The sequence below is a fragment of the Candidatus Auribacterota bacterium genome (assembly GCA_026392035.1).
Classification (GTDB): Bacteria; Auribacterota; Tritonobacteria; order UBA1439; family UBA1439; genus JAPLCX01.
This window is the reverse complement of record JAPLCX010000009.1, coordinates 1-14,256: the sequence shown is the minus strand read 5'-3', so window position 1 is coordinate 14,256 and position 14,256 is coordinate 1. Positions and strand designations below refer to the sequence as shown.

Sequence of the window (14,256 nt, the reverse complement as noted above, 5' to 3'; positions counted from 1 at the left end):
GTATAACTGCACGGGTTTCGGGCACCTGTCCCGAATTCCCGTGCATTTTATCCATCATTCTGGAGAGCATTGTACATCATATCTACTTGCCTTGTATGATATTATATATATTTTTAGACTTTTTCAGGAGACCCTAAGTAGAGGGCTCCTGTATAATTTCTAGAGTGGTACCCAACGAAAGGAGGGGCCGATGAGCAAGATGGTATGTGCCGTCATGTGTACAGCGGCTTTCGCGTGCGTGGCGAATTGCGCCATTGCGCAGGTGGCCGGGGAGACAAAAGAATATAAGTATCTCAGCGCCCAGGGGAAGGCACTCGCCTCTCAAAACAAGGATGCGCCGGTGGAATATCAGAAGGCGCTTGATGCGATCAAGGCGGGTAATGAGGCGAGGACGAAGGGTGACGACGCGGGGGCGTACTGCCTCTACGGCGAAGCCATCTACACGCTCAACCTCATCGCGGAAAAGTATCCCGACTGGAACAAAGAGGTGGTGGCAAAGCAGCTCAAAAACGTAACCGATGTGAGCGACAAACTCACGGCGGTCACCTGCAAGAATCTCGAGCAGATGAAGGATTCGCAGTTCCGCCTCGAGGTATGGAAGCGGCAGGTGCTCATACTCAGCAAGCTCGATAAGATAATGGAAAGGCTGGACTCCCTCGAGAAAGAATATTGGGATAAAGACGACAAGTACATCAAGGATATAAGGGCTATCCTGTTTAAACGTCTTGAGAAGTAGTCTTGCTGTCGCAGGCGACGCACGCGGGGAGCGCGGCGACGAGTATAAATCCCGCGAGAGAAAACCCGGCTGCGAGGCCGAAGGCCCACGACGGTCCCGCCCAGTCCCAGAGGATACCGACGTAGAGGCTCGAGAGCATGTCCCCGACGGCATTGGCCGTCGCGAGGAGCCCCAGGCCGTAGCTGCGGACAGAACGGGGGAGGAGCTCAGAGACGTAGGCCTTCTCAATGGTATCCTCTATGGCTATATAGATGCCCGAGAGGGCGAAGATCAGCGCGAGCGATGCGCGCGAGCCGAACCTGGCGCAGAGGAGCAGGTTGCATACTGTCCCGAGCGCGTATCCCAGCGTGAGCACGTGCTTCTTGCTCCATCGGTCACCCGCCCTCCCCGCGGGAACTGTGGTGAAAGCGCTCACCGCGTTGTGAAGGACGTAGAGGAGGATGGGGAGACTCAGGAACAGCCCACCCGTTCTGAGTGAAGCCTCCGCCCCGAATCGCCGCGCCGCCACGAGGATCAGGAACGTCCGCGAGAAATCCCCCATCCCGAACGTGAGAATCGCCGCGAGCAGCCGCCCGAATCCCCTCGGGAAGCGCGCGTGGATGTCTTGGAGCGTGACGGGGGTCCCGGGGTGGCGCGGCTTTTCCCTGACGAAGAAGAAGACGCTCGACGCCGCCAGGATGCCGGGGATGAGCGCCCAGGCGAATATCTGGCGGTAGCCGAGGCCGAGGCCGATGAGCAGCGCCGCGGTCAGGGGCCCCGCCACGGCTCCGATCATATCGCCTGCGCGCTCCAGGCCGAACGCCCTCCCGTAGTGCGTGGGCGGGACGGCATCCGACATCAGGAAGTCCCTCAGCGGCGCCCGGTAGCCTCTTCCAATCCACGCCACGGAACGAAGCGTCAGGAAGGCCCAGAACCCGCGGCCCCACGACAGTGCCGCGGTGGAGAGCGCGGTGATCAGGTATCCGAACGCGGCGATCGATTTCTTGCGGGAGAGGCGCTGGCCGAGGTATCCGCCGCCCAGCTTCGCCATGCTGTTGAGAAAGTCCGCCACGCCCTCGATCACGCCCAGCGCGGCCGCCCCCAGCCCCATTGTCCCGATGAACATCGGCAAGACGGCGGTCGCCATTTCGTGGCCGATGTCGCTGAAGAGGCTGGCTGACGCCAGCGCGATCACGGAGAGGGAGAGCCAGGGGGCGCCGTGGGGGTTCCGCACTCGTCTCATCGGGGCCAGGTTCCTGGTCCGGCCAGGATTGCCGTGTTCAGTAGCTCCCCTCAAGGAGGAGATCGTGGGTGCCGTCCAGGGCCTTCCGGATCTGGCGGCCGGTGTTGTGGCATCCCGTGAGCAGCGAGAGCGCGAGCAGGAGGAGCAGGACAACCGCACATAATGTTTTCATAATTCTCCTATAGAGCTGCAGTATGAATTGATGTTCCCTCCCACTTCGTGTGGTTGACCGACTTTATTAGCTTTGAATAAATGTAAAAAGAGTGTCATTGCGAGGAGTCCGGCATGCGTCAGGCCGCATGACGGATGACGAAGCAATCCCCCCTGGATTACATGATTCATAGTGAGATTGCTTCGTCCCGACAGGCGGGACTCGCAATGACATACCTGTTCTTTTCAAACGCATGCGTCAACTCGCGGCATCTACCCACACGAAATGAAATCGAACCTAAAATTATGGCCCCCACTCACGTTGCACCGGCTGATTTCAGCGCCGCCGCGGGCGCTGCGTGTGCTGCGGTTTTGAGGGCGGCTTCTCAGCCTTTCCCTCAGCCGATTTTTTCGTCCTGGTGAAGGTGGACACGTCGAACGTTACTTCCAGGGCGAGCGAGTTATCGTTGTCCGGCTTGATTGACAGTTCCTTGACGGTGAGGAGCTGGCCCGAGCTCTCGATGTCATAGAGGTAATTCACCAGTTTCTCCAGCTGCACGTTTTTGAGCTTGACGGTGGCGGTGTCCTCCCCGTAACTTTCGTTGATCTTCGTGTGATCGGGCTTGATCCCATCAAGATTGGGGAATATTCCCGCATTCTTTGCGAGCGTGCTCAGGAAGTCGTTGGGACTGAATTCGGCGGTGCGCTGGTCAATGCGCTGCCGGACACGCCTGATCTCTCTGTCGAGATCGAGGTAGCGCGTTTGTATGCGCCGCGCGGTGAGGAGATCACCCTTCATCCGGGGGATCTCCTCCTGTATCCGCACGGCGTATTTGAGGAACGGGTTGATGGCAAACTGATAGATGAGGAACAGGGCGATCGCGCCGAAAGCAGTCGCGATGAGGCTCTTTTCTCTCTTCGAGATCTTCTTCATGAACAGTATCATTTCCCTATTGCGGCGGTGAGCTTGAACTTGTGCTTGTTGCCTCCGTGGGCCGATGTGGGGGGGAAGTCAACGGTCTTGAAATATTTTGATTGCTGGAGCGCCTGCATGATTTTGTCCGCGTCGGCAGGGCTGTTGACCAGTCCTTCCATCTCCACCGCGCCCTGGCTGATAGACAGGTCGGTGACCTGTGCTTTGATCTCCGGTGGTACGAGTGCGCTGATCTCTCTCAATATTTCAAGTGATGAGAGCGCGCTGGTTGAGAGCGCTGCAAAACGCTCGTATGCCTGCTGGTACTCATTGAACTTCTGCTCCATCCTGCCCGCCACGGAGACCGCGTCCACGGCCTGCTCCCCCGGGAAGGTCTCGCGATAGATCCCCTCGAGCTCGTTTGCGAGGACCGCGTGCGCGCGCTTCTTTTGGATAAACGAGCTCGCGAAATTGAACGTCATGACCCCCAGGATACAGACGGCGAGGATTGCCGCGATCACCATCTGGCGTTTTGCCTTGGCGAGGCCTCCCGCGTACGCGAGGTCATCCCTTCGGAGATCAACCTCCGTGCCCCCCAGGCCGAGCCCTTGGATGGCGAGGCCGGTCGCGACGCCGGCCGCGCACATGGCCCCATCCCCCTCAGAACCGTCGAACGGGGCGAGAGAAGAGAGCAGGCGCGCCTCGCAACCGAATTCCCTGGACAGGAGCTCGCCGATCCGGGCGAGCAGCGCCCCCCCGCCGGAGAGATAGAGCCTGCAGACCTCCGCGCCCTTGAGGGTCGCGGTGGTCGAGCGCATGCTGCGGTCCACCTCTTTGACGAGGCGGGTGAGTATGGGGCTGATCGTCTTCTGGATCCGCTCCTCCTCGCCCGCGGACTGCTCTCCCGGAATTGCCGTGGCCTTTTCTCGCTTGAGTTTTTCGGCCGTCTGGAAATCAATCGCGAATTCCTCCTGGAGCGCCTCGGTGATATCGTCGCCCCCCAGGGCGATGCTCCTGGCGAGGATCGCAAACCGCCCCCTCATGATTACCAGCAGCGTCTTGGTGGCGCCGATATCCAGGAGCATGACCATCTCCTCGGGGGCCGCCGCGCCCGCCCTGAGCAGGTAGTTGTTTACCAGCGCGAAGGCGTCGACACTGAGGATCTCCGGATCCAGTCCCGCTGCGTTCCATAGCTCAAGCTGTTTGGCGATGAGTTCTTTCTTTGCGCCTATGATGATCACCGGCGTCTTGTTGTCTTCCGCCGCCGCGGTTTCGAGGAAGTCGATGACGACCTCTTCTATCGAGAACGGGATGTGCGGCTCGGCCTGGAATTTGATTACCTGACGTATCTTGTAATGCCCCTGGAGCGGCACGACCGCGTTCCTCACGATCGCCGAGGAGAGGGGGAACGAGCCCACGAAGCGGTCGGTTGTGAATTTATGCTCACCGAGGAATTTTTCAAGCGATTCCGCGATGAGCTCGGGTGACGCGCGCTCCGCCTTCTCACGGGGAATCTCCACCAGGTATGTGCTGACGATCTTCGCGGTGTGGCCGCTCCTCCGCACCTGGACGGCCTTGATCGCGCTCGCCCCGATGTCGATGCCGAGCGGCCGGTGGGCGGCCCCGCCGCCCATCCACGCCCCGCTTTCCCTGGTCATCGCTCATTTCTCCAGTAGAGAATCTTCACGTTCGCCTTGTCGTCAATGTACACGAATGCCTGGATCTGCTTCCTCGACTCGTTGACGAGCCCCTCGGCGACAATTTGGAAACTGTCGCTCCCCACTCCGATCCTCGCTTTGAAGCTCGCCGGGACGTGCTCCCCTGTTTTTTCGGCGAATTGCGCCATGTCTTTGAAGTAATCCCTGCGGGTATAACTCATGATCTCCTTGACCAGGGATTCGTTCTCTTCCTCGAGGAGCGCCGTGAGCACCTCGGGCGGAGCGGTGTTCACGTTCACCTTTGTCCGGGAGCAGACCGTGAGGCAATCTCGCAACCCCGCCTTGCCCCGCTTCCGCCCCTCTTTGCGGGTCAGCTCCTTCCCGAGATCGGTGATCTCCGGCTGGCCCGGGCCGAAATAGAGGTCTCCCGTCACGCCCTCGACCATGAGGAGTTCCGAGAGCACATCGAGCGGCGCGTTCTTCGGGATGGACCCCTCGCTCTTGGCGTAGGCATCCTCCTCCCAGTCTCCCTCATCATCGCTGTCCATCCAGTCAACGATTGCCGCCGTCACCTCCTCGGCGTCCACGCCGCGAATGTCGAGCGTTTCCACGAGCCTCATAATATCTTTCTCCACCTTTTTGTCAACAACATAGCGCACCGGCGGCTCCTCGGCTGTTTCTTCCCCCTCTCCCTTCTTCTCCTCTTTGACCTCTTCCCCCGTCTTGTCCTTGTCTTTCTGACCCCACGCCCGCGGAGTCTTCTTTGTCTCTTCCTTCGCCTTGACCTCGCTCTCCGCCGCCCCCACGCCCGCCACCGGCGTTGCGGCCTTTGGCGCCGCAGTCACCTCCTTGATCTCTTTCACGAGGGTGTTGATACTGATCTTGCCGCTCTCGTCAATGACCTTGACGGTCAGGTATCCTGCACCATAGGGCTCGAGGTACCGTTCCTGCGCCCAGTCCTCGCCATAGTGATCGGGATAATTCACCTCTTCAAGTTGTCCCGCGACCTTCTTCGTCGCCTCTTTCTTGAGGACTTCCTCCGGTTTCTCTGCGGGGCGTCCCTTCTCCTTATCTTCCTCCGCCTTCTCGTCAATCTCCTTGAGCCGGTGCTCCCGCAGGCGGGCAATCGTCTCGTAGATGCCTCCCCGGGCGATTGCCGAGGCGAGAAGGTCGTCGCGGAGGCCGCTCGCGATATGGTATTCAACCCGCGTGGTGTAACTGAATTCCAGCACCAGGATTGTGAAGATCGCGATAACGAAGAGCGTCAGGAGGAGGATAATGCCTTCCTCGCCGTTCCGCACATGACTTTTTGTTCCCATAAATAACCAGGCATGGTTCAATGACAAATACCAGAGCACAAATGACACGTCAATGACAAATACCAAATGACAAATGTCAAAACACAATGAGGTTTTGTCATTTGAATTTTGTCATTTGTCATTTCTTCTGTTTCTCTCCCGCCGCTTCTTTCTCCTCCTCCTCTTTTTCCTCCCAGTTCCCTCCCGCGGGGATGGCGGTCTCCGTGACGAAGGTGGTGTACCTCACGGCCTCCTCGCCTTCTCCCCCCCCTGCTTCCTCTTCCGTGCGGAAGATGAGTTTGACCCGAACGGCGGTGGGGAGTGAGGAGCTCTCCCGGGAATCCCATGAGGAGGCCCAACCCTCCTCTCCACTGTACTCAAATTTCAGTCCGGCGACCCCCTCTCCGATAACCCTCGTCTCGCCGCCGGAAAAGGGGTCATCATCGAGCGTGGGGTCTTCACGCCTGAGGATGAACAGCTCGTCCCTGTCGCCGGGGTCGAGTGAGTAGCTCACCTCGCTCAGGGTGCTTTCCCGGGCGTCCCTCCGCGGCCGCTCGTGGTAGGAACTGATACAGGTCACGCTGTCGGATGGGTATTCACCCTCGGCGCCTTCTTCCCCCACAAAGACCAGATATTCTTTGTCGGCCCTCAGGAACGCGCACGCGAGGTCTGATGTGATGCGGTCGAGGATGAGGCTGGCCATGTGGGTTCGTTCCATATCTTGTTGCGAATCATAGATAATCCTCAGGCCTCCCATGTAGGAGCCGTAGATGACGCCTGCGATAATACTGGTGATGAGTATTGCCACCAGTACCTCGGCTATGGTGAAGCCGCGCCGCCCGGGGGCGGTGCGGTTATCCCTTCTCCTGCTCACCCTCTTCCTCTTCTTCCGGCTTCCCGAGATCGGCCAGGGAGGTCGTCACGGTTACTTTCGGCATGCCCTCTGTCTCTTCGATCTCCTCGGGAGGCCTGAGCGAAACCTCGAGCGTCACCTCGCGCAGCGCTTCCAGTTCGGTCTCCCTGACGGAGAGCGTCCACTGATAGTGCTCGTTATCCTCAAACCCCCCGCTCGTCTCCCCCGGCGGGGGGAGTTCACCTGCCTGCAGCTCAGCGAGCTTTTGCTGTGCAAGCAGGCTGCACACGGTCGTCGCCTTCGCCTCGGCGTAGGTTCGCGTGCTGATCACATGCGTTGAGAGGAGGGTTACCATGCCGATGGATATGATCACCAGGGCGACCATGACCTCCACGAGGGTGAAGCCGCGGTGCGTACCGCAACGGGGCCGGTGGGAGGGAAAATTCCTTTTTATCCGTGTGTTCATTCTCTCAGCCCCCGCCGTCACTTCAGTGTTCCCCGTGTCGCGGCTGTATTCTAAAATATCCCCTTGTGGTATATCTCCTTGTACCCCTTGAAATAGTAGTCGTATATCACCGACCGCCCGCTGTAGGGCTTGATGTGCAATGAGTAGAACTGCTTCCCGCCGTAATCGCTGAAATGGATGATCGCTTCATCGCTTTCGCCCTTCGGATAAAAGGCGACCATCTGTCTCCCCTGGCTTTTCCCCGCGCGCCCCACAATGGCGACATCCTTAAGCCTGATCCCCTCGGGGAGCGGCCGCGGCCTGGTGAGATGGGTTCGTTCCTCCACGGGCCGGCCCCGCCCACCGGCGACCGTCACCCAGTATGTGCCCTTCTCCACGCTGAAATTCAGATAGTACACGCTCCCTGACCGGGACGCCTCGCTTCTGAGGTACCGCGCCAGCGCCGCGAGCCGCCGCGCCTCGCTGCGCATGGTGCCGCGCGTCATGAATCCGCCGTAGCGGGGTACGGCGATTGCCAGGATGAGCGAGATGATCACCAGCACCACGCAGAGCTCGATGAGGGTGAAGCCGCGCGCCGGCGATCTATTTTGTGTAGTTGGTGACGTCATCCTCGCCGCCGATCGCTCCGTCCGGCCCGCCCGACTCGATGTCGAAGTCCTTGTTGTGGGAGCCGGGGAAGTGGTACGCGTAAGGCTTCCCCCATGGATCCATGGGGATGCCCTCAATGTATTCCGGGACGAGCGCCTCCAGCGAGGCGGGGTACGCCGCGTTGTTCTCAAGGTAGTAGTGCTGGAGCGCCTGCTCGAGGCTGGCGACCTGAACCTTCGCGGCCTGAATCTTTGCGGGCTTTATCCGCCGCATCACCCGCGGGCCGACAATGCCCACCAGGAGGCCGAGAATCACCATGACGACGAGGAGCTCGATCAGCGTGAATCCCTTTTTTCTCAATGCCATAATCCACCGCCTTTCATTTTAACGTTTCACCACGGAGGTCACGGAGGAGACACGGAGGTCGCGGAGAACTACATAAAGCGTGTTTCAAGAACATCCTTAAATTCTACACTCTGACTCCGTGTTCTCTGTGACCCTCCGTGGCCTCCGTGGTAAAACATTACTTTACCATTTGGTTCATCTCGAAAATCGGCAGGAGGATGGCGAACACGATGAACCCCACCACCCCTCCCATGATGATGATCATTGCCGGCTCGAGAAGGGAGACGAGGGCCACCACGGCGTTCTCCACCTCCGTATCATAGGCGTCGGCCACATTCTGGAGCATGTCCTCGATCTTCCCGCTCGTCTCGCCCACGGCGATCATGTGCGTGACGATCGGCGGAAAGACCCCGCTCTTCGCGAGCGGCTCGGAGATCGATTTCCCCGCCCCCACCGCTTCAGCCGCGTCGTCAATGGCCTTTGAGAGCACCTCGTTGTTGACGATGGTGCGGACGATGCCCATCGCCTTCAGGATGGGGACGCCGCTCGCGGTCAGTATGGAGAGCGTCCGGGCGAACCGCGAGACCGCCATCTTGCGCGCGAGCGGGCCGAACACCGGCATGCGCAGCTTGAGCCTGTCCATGAAAAACTTGACGCCCTTCTTCTTCCTGGCCCGTTTCATGAGGACGGTGAGGCTCACCCCGACGAGGATGAGCACCCACCAGTAGCTCTTCATGAACCGGCTCGCGTTCAAGAGCAGCACGGTCGGCCCCGGCATATTCTGCTTGGTCTCCGTGAATACCTTGGTGATCGTCGGGACCACGAAGGTGAGGAGGAGCCCCACCGCGATCACCGCGATCACCGACATGAATATGGGGTAGATCATCGCCGAGCGGACCTTGTTCTGGAGCGCGAGCATCTTCTCGTTGAATGTGGCGAGCCGCTCCAGGATGCTGTCGAGCGCGCCGGCGGATTCACCCGCGCGCACCATGTTCACGTAGAGATCCGAGAATATCTTCGGGTGCTTCCCGAGCGCGTCGGCGAGGCTCACCCCCCTGTTGACGTCTTCGCGCACCTCGATGATGTGCGTGCGGAGGGGGCTGTCCGCGAGCTGGTCTTCAATCGCCTGGAGCGCGCGAACGAGCGGGAGGCCGGCCTTGAGCAGCGTCGCGAGCTGCCGCGTCACCACGGTGGTCTCGCGCAGCCCGACGCGTTTGAACAGGGTTTTGACGCTCACCTTGGTGCTCAGGCTGATGCCCTTCTCGGTCTCCTTGATCTCGACCGCGAAGAGCTGCTGGAGGCGGAGCTTGGCGCGCGCGTCCTTTGCCGAATCGGCATCGATCACGCCGGTGGCCGCGTTGCCGTTCTGGTCGAGCGCCTTGTATTCAAATGCGGGCATGGTGACAACAGCCTAAAGTTTAAGGTTGAAAGTTTAAAGTGTAAATGAGCATGCTACACTTCAAAGACCTCTTCACGCGTGATGCGCAGCACCTCTTCGATGGTGGTCACCCCCTCAACCACCTTCAGGGCTCCATCCCCCCTGAGCGTGAGCATCCCCTTCTCGATCGCTTTCTTCTTGATGATGTTTGAAGAGATACGGTCGAGGATGAGCTGCCGTATTTCATCGTCGATGAGGAGCAGTTCAAATATCCCGCTCCGTCCATAGTAGCCCGTCCCGAGACAGGATTCACACCCCTTGCCGCGGAAGACCATGCGGCTCTTCAGCATCTTGGGATTGAGGCCGAGTTCTTTCAGGGACTCCTCCGGGGGCTCGTATGCCTCCTTGCATTTTGGGCAGATGATGCGCACGAGGCGCTGCGCCATGATCGCGATCACCGAGGAGGAGACGAGGAACGGCTCCACGCCCATGTCGATCAGGCGGGTGACCGCCCCCGCCGCGTCGTTCGTGTGGAGCGTGGAGAAGACGAGGTGGCCGGTAAGGGAGGCCTGAATGGCGATCTCGGCGGTCTCGAGGTCGCGTATCTCCCCCACCATGATGATGTCGGGATCCTGCCTGAGGATGTGCCGCAGGCCGCTCGCGAAGGTGAGGTTGATCTTCGGCTTGACGTGGATCTGGCCGATGCCAGGTATCTGGTACTCGACGGGGTCTTCGATGGTGAGGATGTTCCTGTCTTCCGTGTTGATCTTGCTCAACGCCCCGTAGAGCGTGGTCGATTTACCGCTGCCGGTCGGGCCGGTGACGAGGACGATCCCGTATGACATCTTGATGAGGCGGTTGAATTTATCAAGCTTGTCGGGAGAGAACCCGAGCTCCTCCAGCCCGTAGAACATGCTCCCCCGATCCAGCAAGCGCATGACCACCCGCTCCCCGTGGACGATGGGGATGGTGGATACGCGCAGGTCGACCTCCCGGTCCGGCATCTTGATCTTGATGCGCCCGTCCTGGGGCAGTCGTTTCTCGGCGATGTTCATGTTCGACATGATCTTCACCCTGGAGATGATCGCCGACTGGTACCGCTTGGGGGAGGTGAGCGTGTTGTGGAGCACCCCATCGATGCGGAAGCGCACCTTGAGCTCCTTCTCGTATGGCTCGATGTGAATGTCGCTCGCCCTCGATTGTGCCGCCTGGAAAATCATCAGGTTGACAAGCTTGATCACCGGGGCCTTGTCGTCGATGTCCATCAGGTCCTCGGCCATCTGCTCTGAGAGGTCGAACACCTTCTCTCCCCCCGCCTCCTTCTCGGCCCCCATGTCCTCGATGAGCTCCTCGGCGGCGCCTTCGGCGTGCGCATAGACCGTGTTGATGACGTTGGTGATCTCTGAAGGCTTCGCAATCACCGTGCGGGTCTCGCACTCCAGGAGGAGGCCGATGTCATCGAGGGGCTGCGTGTTCAGGGGGTCGGCGGTCGCGACGGTGACCGTGTCGTTGTCCCGTTTGACGGGGATGATCTGGTACGTCTGGGCGAAGTTGCGCGGAACCTTTGCGATGAGTTCATGATCGACCATCTCAGGGGTGAGCGATTTGAGGTAGGGGAGGCCGAACTGCTCTTCCAAGGCAGTCAGCAGGTCGTCTTCCTTGATGTAGCCGAGCCCCAGGAGGATTTCGCCGATCCGCCTGTTCGAATCCTCCTGCTTGGCGAGGCCCTCGTCGAGCTGATCCGGCGTCAGGGCTCCGTTTTTGAGGAGTATCTGCCCGATAAGCTTCTTGGTCGCTGCTGCCATCGAGTCGTGCCTCGAGTATCGTATACGGGCCGCCGGGTGACGCCCGGCGCCGTACGCGCACGGTGTGAATTACTTGAGCCGTTCGGATCGTTTGAAGGACACACTGCGTCGCGCGATTCACACTGTTCAAACGATTCAAACCAGTGTGCTACTTCTTTACCCCGTATGGTTTCGCTGCCTCGCCCGCCGCCGGCAATTTTTTCACCGGTTCCTGGGTGCCCGACTCAATGAAGCGGTCCAGCATGCGGGGCGGACGGCCATGGGCCTCTTCGAGGAACTCATCCCCCCGGTCTCGCGTCTTCTGGGTCACCAGCGCGAGCTCGGTGGGATTCCTCACGATGCGCGGGGTGATAAAGACCATCAGGTTGACCTTGCTAATCGAATTCTTGCGGTAGCGTGCGAGCAGGCCGACGAGGGGGATATCACCGAGGATAGGCACCTTGGATTCCTGCGTCGTGTAGGAATCGGTGATCATGCCGCTGATCACCACCGTGTGGCCGTCTTTGACCGTGACAACGGTAGATGTTTCCCGCTTGAGCGTGGCGGGAGTCAACGGCCCCGTGATATCCGCGAGAGAGACGCCGACGAGCGACTCTATGGATTGGTCGACCTCGAGCCGCACGAACCGGTCTTTGCTGATGTGGGGGATGAGCTTGATTTTTGTCCCGACGTCGCGGTAGTCTATCTGCTGGATGGTGTCGGTCCCGGTGGTGCCCGACCCGGTCGTCAGGGTTGAGGTGAGGATCGGTACCCTATCCGCCACGTTGAAAGAAACCTCCTCGTTGTCACAGGTGAGCACCTGCGGGGCTGCGAGGACGTTGATGTCCGTGTCCGCCTCGAGCGCGTTGAGCAACACCGAGAATGGCCCGATCGCGTTCTTGTCGCTCTCCGGGACGTAGATATAGCCGTAGTTGAGCCCCGACCCGGCGCTCAGCGGATAGTTTGTCTTGTTCTTCACCTGGTCCAGCACCAGCGACCTCAGTGACGACGTACCGAACTCGGTTCCCGACCAGCTCTGCCCGCCCGAGGCGTTCTCGCCGGGTGTGTAGTTGATCCCCTTCAACACCTGCGCCTGGAACTCCGCCGAGAGCGACTTGCCGAGATCGACCTCGGTGACGATGACCTCCACCATCACCTGGTCTCTCGGAATGTCGAGATCTTCGATGATGCGCGTGAGGAGGTCGTAGTCCTGGGGAGAGGCGTCGATGACCAGGGCGTTGATCTCTGGGTAGCTGCTGACGCTGACGGGGGGCATGCCCTCGCCGGTCCTCGCCGCCGTCAGAGAGGAGAGGACGCTCGCCACGTCGTCTGAGTTGGAATAGGAGAGCCGTTTCACGCGGACGCGCGTCTTGCTCTCGGGCGTCTGGCGATCGAGTTCCTCCACGAGGGCGAGGACCCGCTCGGTATCCTCGGGGCTCGCGACGATGATGAGGGAGTTCGTCCGCTCATCCGCGAACAGCTTGATGGCCTCCTCTCCCGCCGGCCCCGCCGGTTGCGCGGGGGCCTTTCCACGCCTGCGCGGCGCAGCGCCCCTGGCGGGCGCCGCGCCCTTCTGCGTGACGATCGAGAGAACCTCCTCGGCGAGGAGGCTCGCCGCGGCGTACTGGCACGGCACCACCGTGATCGTTGATTCCAGGCCGGGGATATCCACCTCCTTGATGATCTTCATGAGCCGGTCAAGGCTTGAGATGCCATCAGAGATGATGAGCGTGTTCGTCGGGGGGTAAGGGACGACGCTCACCTCCCTGCCGCCGAGCGAGGTAACAAGTCGCTGCACCTCGTTCAGGTCCGCGTACTGGAGCGGGACGATCTGCGTCACGAGCGTGTCATCGGGCGCGCGATCCTGTATCCCCTCGGCGGATTCGAACTCCACCGGGCTCTTCGCCCCCTCACGTCGAGGGACGATCTTGATAAAATCGCCCGAGGGCACCGTGGCGAGGCCGCGCACCTCGAGGAGTGATTCGAGGACCTTGGGGAGCTCGTCAACAGGGATCTTGGTGGGGGACATCACGGTCACGGTTCCACGCACCTGATCGCTGAGGATGTAGTCTTTCCCCGTGAGATCGCTGATCAGCTTGATGACGTATTTGATTTCAACGTTATCGAGCTCCAGGGAGATGAGTTCTTCCTCGGATACCTGTTCAGGTCCCTGAGCGGCTGTCTTTTCCCCCGTTGCTTCTTTGCCCGAGGGCGGCGTAGCCTCTTCTGCAGCCCGCTCCTTTTTTGAAGGGGCCGCCGGAGCGCCCTCCGGCTCTTTCAGCGTCTCGGTGCGTGCGCTTCGTGGCGCGGCGGTTGCGCGGCGTGCGGGCTCAAGGGGCGGAACCGGGGAGGGATATTTCCGCTGTTTTTGCGCTTCCCGCCTCCTGCTGGAGGGGGATGAGCGCGGTTGCTCTTTTTCCTCCTGAGCGCAGAGGGAGGTGATCGCGCAGGCGGCTCCCAGGAGCACCGCCGATACCCACACCAGCGAGCGGACGCCTGTCTTCATAGCACTTTCGCACCTCATCAGTTGTCAGGCTACGATTCTATCTAAAAACGTGAGTCAGGAGAACCAAAACTTTTCTCATTTGGTAATACGTTAGTAAAACACTGATACGCGCGCTGCTGTCATTACGATCCCGCCTTGGCGGGAAAAGCAATCTCACTTAAAGGGCTTTCAGAGGGGGATTGCCACGGCTGCCTCGTCCCGCTTAGCGGGACTCGGCATCCTCGCAATGGGTGAAATACTCATAGATTGTTGGTTTTTTGTTGGTTTTTGAACCATGAAAACCACCTTAAGAATTGGATTTTATGAATCTGTCTCATTCCGGCGTGTTGTCTATAAGCTCGTTTGATTCTTGAATGCCA

At 59.9% G+C, this 14,256-nt stretch carries 13 protein-coding genes; 1 reads left to right on the top strand and 12 read right to left on the bottom strand.

Features of this window, described 5'->3' with window-relative positions; all coding sequences use genetic code 11:
* Window positions 1-190: 190 nt before the first annotated feature.
* On the top strand, window positions 191-736 hold the full coding sequence (locus NTX71_00640) for a hypothetical protein (protein ID MCX6338412.1): 546 nt from the start codon (window positions 191-193) through the stop codon (window positions 734-736).
* On the opposite strand, the gene NTX71_00635 is transcribed toward NTX71_00640, so the two are convergent.
* The 12 genes from NTX71_00635 to gspD form a co-directional block, all read right to left on the bottom strand.
* Window positions 717-1,958 carry an MFS transporter gene (locus tag NTX71_00635; protein ID MCX6338411.1) on the bottom strand — a complete coding sequence of 414 codons (1,242 nt, stop codon included), beginning with the start codon at window positions 1,956-1,958 and terminating at the stop codon, window positions 717-719. The genes NTX71_00640 and NTX71_00635 overlap by 20 nt on opposite strands.
* A 37-nt stretch (window positions 1,959-1,995) precedes the next feature.
* Window positions 1,996-2,130, bottom strand: a complete 135-nt coding sequence (locus NTX71_00630; protein ID MCX6338410.1) for a hypothetical protein — start codon at window positions 2,128-2,130, stop codon at window positions 1,996-1,998.
* A 315-nt stretch (window positions 2,131-2,445) separates the two neighbouring features.
* Window positions 2,446-3,042, bottom strand: a complete 597-nt coding sequence (gspM, locus tag NTX71_00625; protein ID MCX6338409.1) for a type II secretion system protein GspM — start codon at window positions 3,040-3,042, stop codon at window positions 2,446-2,448.
* Between the two features lie 8 nt (window positions 3,043-3,050).
* Window positions 3,051-4,679 (bottom strand): type IV pilus assembly protein PilM, encoded by a 1,629-nt coding sequence (gene pilM / locus NTX71_00620; GenBank protein MCX6338408.1) that lies wholly within the window; start codon window positions 4,677-4,679, stop codon window positions 3,051-3,053.
* Window positions 4,676-5,998, bottom strand: coding sequence for a type II secretion system protein GspK (locus NTX71_00615; GenBank protein ID MCX6338407.1), 1,323 nt, complete (start codon window positions 5,996-5,998; stop codon window positions 4,676-4,678). The genes pilM and NTX71_00615 overlap by 4 nt, the downstream gene beginning before the upstream one ends.
* A 118-nt stretch (window positions 5,999-6,116) precedes the next feature.
* The gene (locus NTX71_00610) at window positions 6,117-6,851 is read right to left on the bottom strand and encodes a prepilin-type N-terminal cleavage/methylation domain-containing protein (GenBank protein MCX6338406.1); all 735 of its coding nucleotides are present in this window, start codon (window positions 6,849-6,851) and stop codon (window positions 6,117-6,119) included.
* Window positions 6,832-7,296, bottom strand: coding sequence for a type II secretion system minor pseudopilin GspI (gspI, locus tag NTX71_00605; protein ID MCX6338405.1), 465 nt, complete (start codon window positions 7,294-7,296; stop codon window positions 6,832-6,834). The genes NTX71_00610 and gspI overlap by 20 nt, the downstream gene beginning before the upstream one ends.
* A 50-nt stretch (window positions 7,297-7,346) precedes the next feature.
* Window positions 7,347-7,904 carry a GspH/FimT family pseudopilin gene (locus NTX71_00600; protein MCX6338404.1) on the bottom strand — a complete coding sequence of 186 codons (558 nt, stop codon included), beginning with the start codon at window positions 7,902-7,904 and terminating at the stop codon, window positions 7,347-7,349.
* The gene (gspG, locus tag NTX71_00595; protein MCX6338403.1) at window positions 7,879-8,250 is read right to left on the bottom strand and encodes a type II secretion system major pseudopilin GspG; all 372 of its coding nucleotides are present in this window, start codon (window positions 8,248-8,250) and stop codon (window positions 7,879-7,881) included. The genes NTX71_00600 and gspG overlap by 26 nt, the downstream gene beginning before the upstream one ends.
* Window positions 8,251-8,407: 157 nt before the next feature.
* The gene (gene gspF, locus NTX71_00590; GenBank protein MCX6338402.1) at window positions 8,408-9,628 is read right to left on the bottom strand and encodes a type II secretion system inner membrane protein GspF; all 1,221 of its coding nucleotides are present in this window, start codon (window positions 9,626-9,628) and stop codon (window positions 8,408-8,410) included.
* Window positions 9,629-9,681: 53 nt separating this feature from the next.
* Window positions 9,682-11,412, bottom strand: coding sequence for a type II secretion system ATPase GspE (gene gspE, locus NTX71_00585; GenBank protein MCX6338401.1), 1,731 nt, complete (start codon window positions 11,410-11,412; stop codon window positions 9,682-9,684).
* Window positions 11,413-11,560: 148 nt separating this feature from the next.
* Window positions 11,561-13,897: a type II secretion system secretin GspD gene (gene gspD, locus NTX71_00580; protein MCX6338400.1), complete on the bottom strand. Its 2,337-nt coding sequence runs from the start codon at window positions 13,895-13,897 to the stop codon at window positions 11,561-11,563.
* Window positions 13,898-14,256 lie beyond the last annotated feature (359 nt).

Excerpts from the sequence above, each read along its gene's own strand:
- pilM (MCX6338408.1), bottom strand. The coding sequence starts at position 4,679 with ATGACCAGGGAAAGCGGGGCGTGGATGGGCGGCGGGGCCGCCCACCGG.
- gspI (MCX6338405.1), bottom strand. The coding sequence starts at position 7,296 with ATGAACACACGGATAAAAAGGAATTTTCCCTCCCACCGGCCCCGTTGC.
- NTX71_00635 (MCX6338411.1), bottom strand. The coding sequence starts at position 1,958 with ATGAGACGAGTGCGGAACCCCCACGGCGCCCCCTGGCTCTCCCTCTCC.
- NTX71_00640 (MCX6338412.1), top strand. The coding sequence starts at position 191 with ATGAGCAAGATGGTATGTGCCGTCATGTGTACAGCGGCTTTCGCGTGC.
- gspD (MCX6338400.1), bottom strand. The coding sequence starts at position 13,897 with ATGAAGACAGGCGTCCGCTCGCTGGTGTGGGTATCGGCGGTGCTCCTG.
- gspF (MCX6338402.1), bottom strand. The coding sequence starts at position 9,628 with ATGCCCGCATTTGAATACAAGGCGCTCGACCAGAACGGCAACGCGGCC.
- NTX71_00600 (MCX6338404.1), bottom strand. The coding sequence starts at position 7,904 with ATGACGTCACCAACTACACAAAATAGATCGCCGGCGCGCGGCTTCACC.
- gspM (MCX6338409.1), bottom strand. The coding sequence starts at position 3,042 with ATGAAGAAGATCTCGAAGAGAGAAAAGAGCCTCATCGCGACTGCTTTC.
- NTX71_00630 (MCX6338410.1), bottom strand. The coding sequence starts at position 2,130 with ATGAAAACATTATGTGCGGTTGTCCTGCTCCTCCTGCTCGCGCTCTCG.
- gspE (MCX6338401.1), bottom strand. The coding sequence starts at position 11,412 with ATGGCAGCAGCGACCAAGAAGCTTATCGGGCAGATACTCCTCAAAAAC.
- gspG (MCX6338403.1), bottom strand. The coding sequence starts at position 8,250 with ATGGCATTGAGAAAAAAGGGATTCACGCTGATCGAGCTCCTCGTCGTC.
- NTX71_00615 (MCX6338407.1), bottom strand. The coding sequence starts at position 5,998 with ATGGGAACAAAAAGTCATGTGCGGAACGGCGAGGAAGGCATTATCCTC.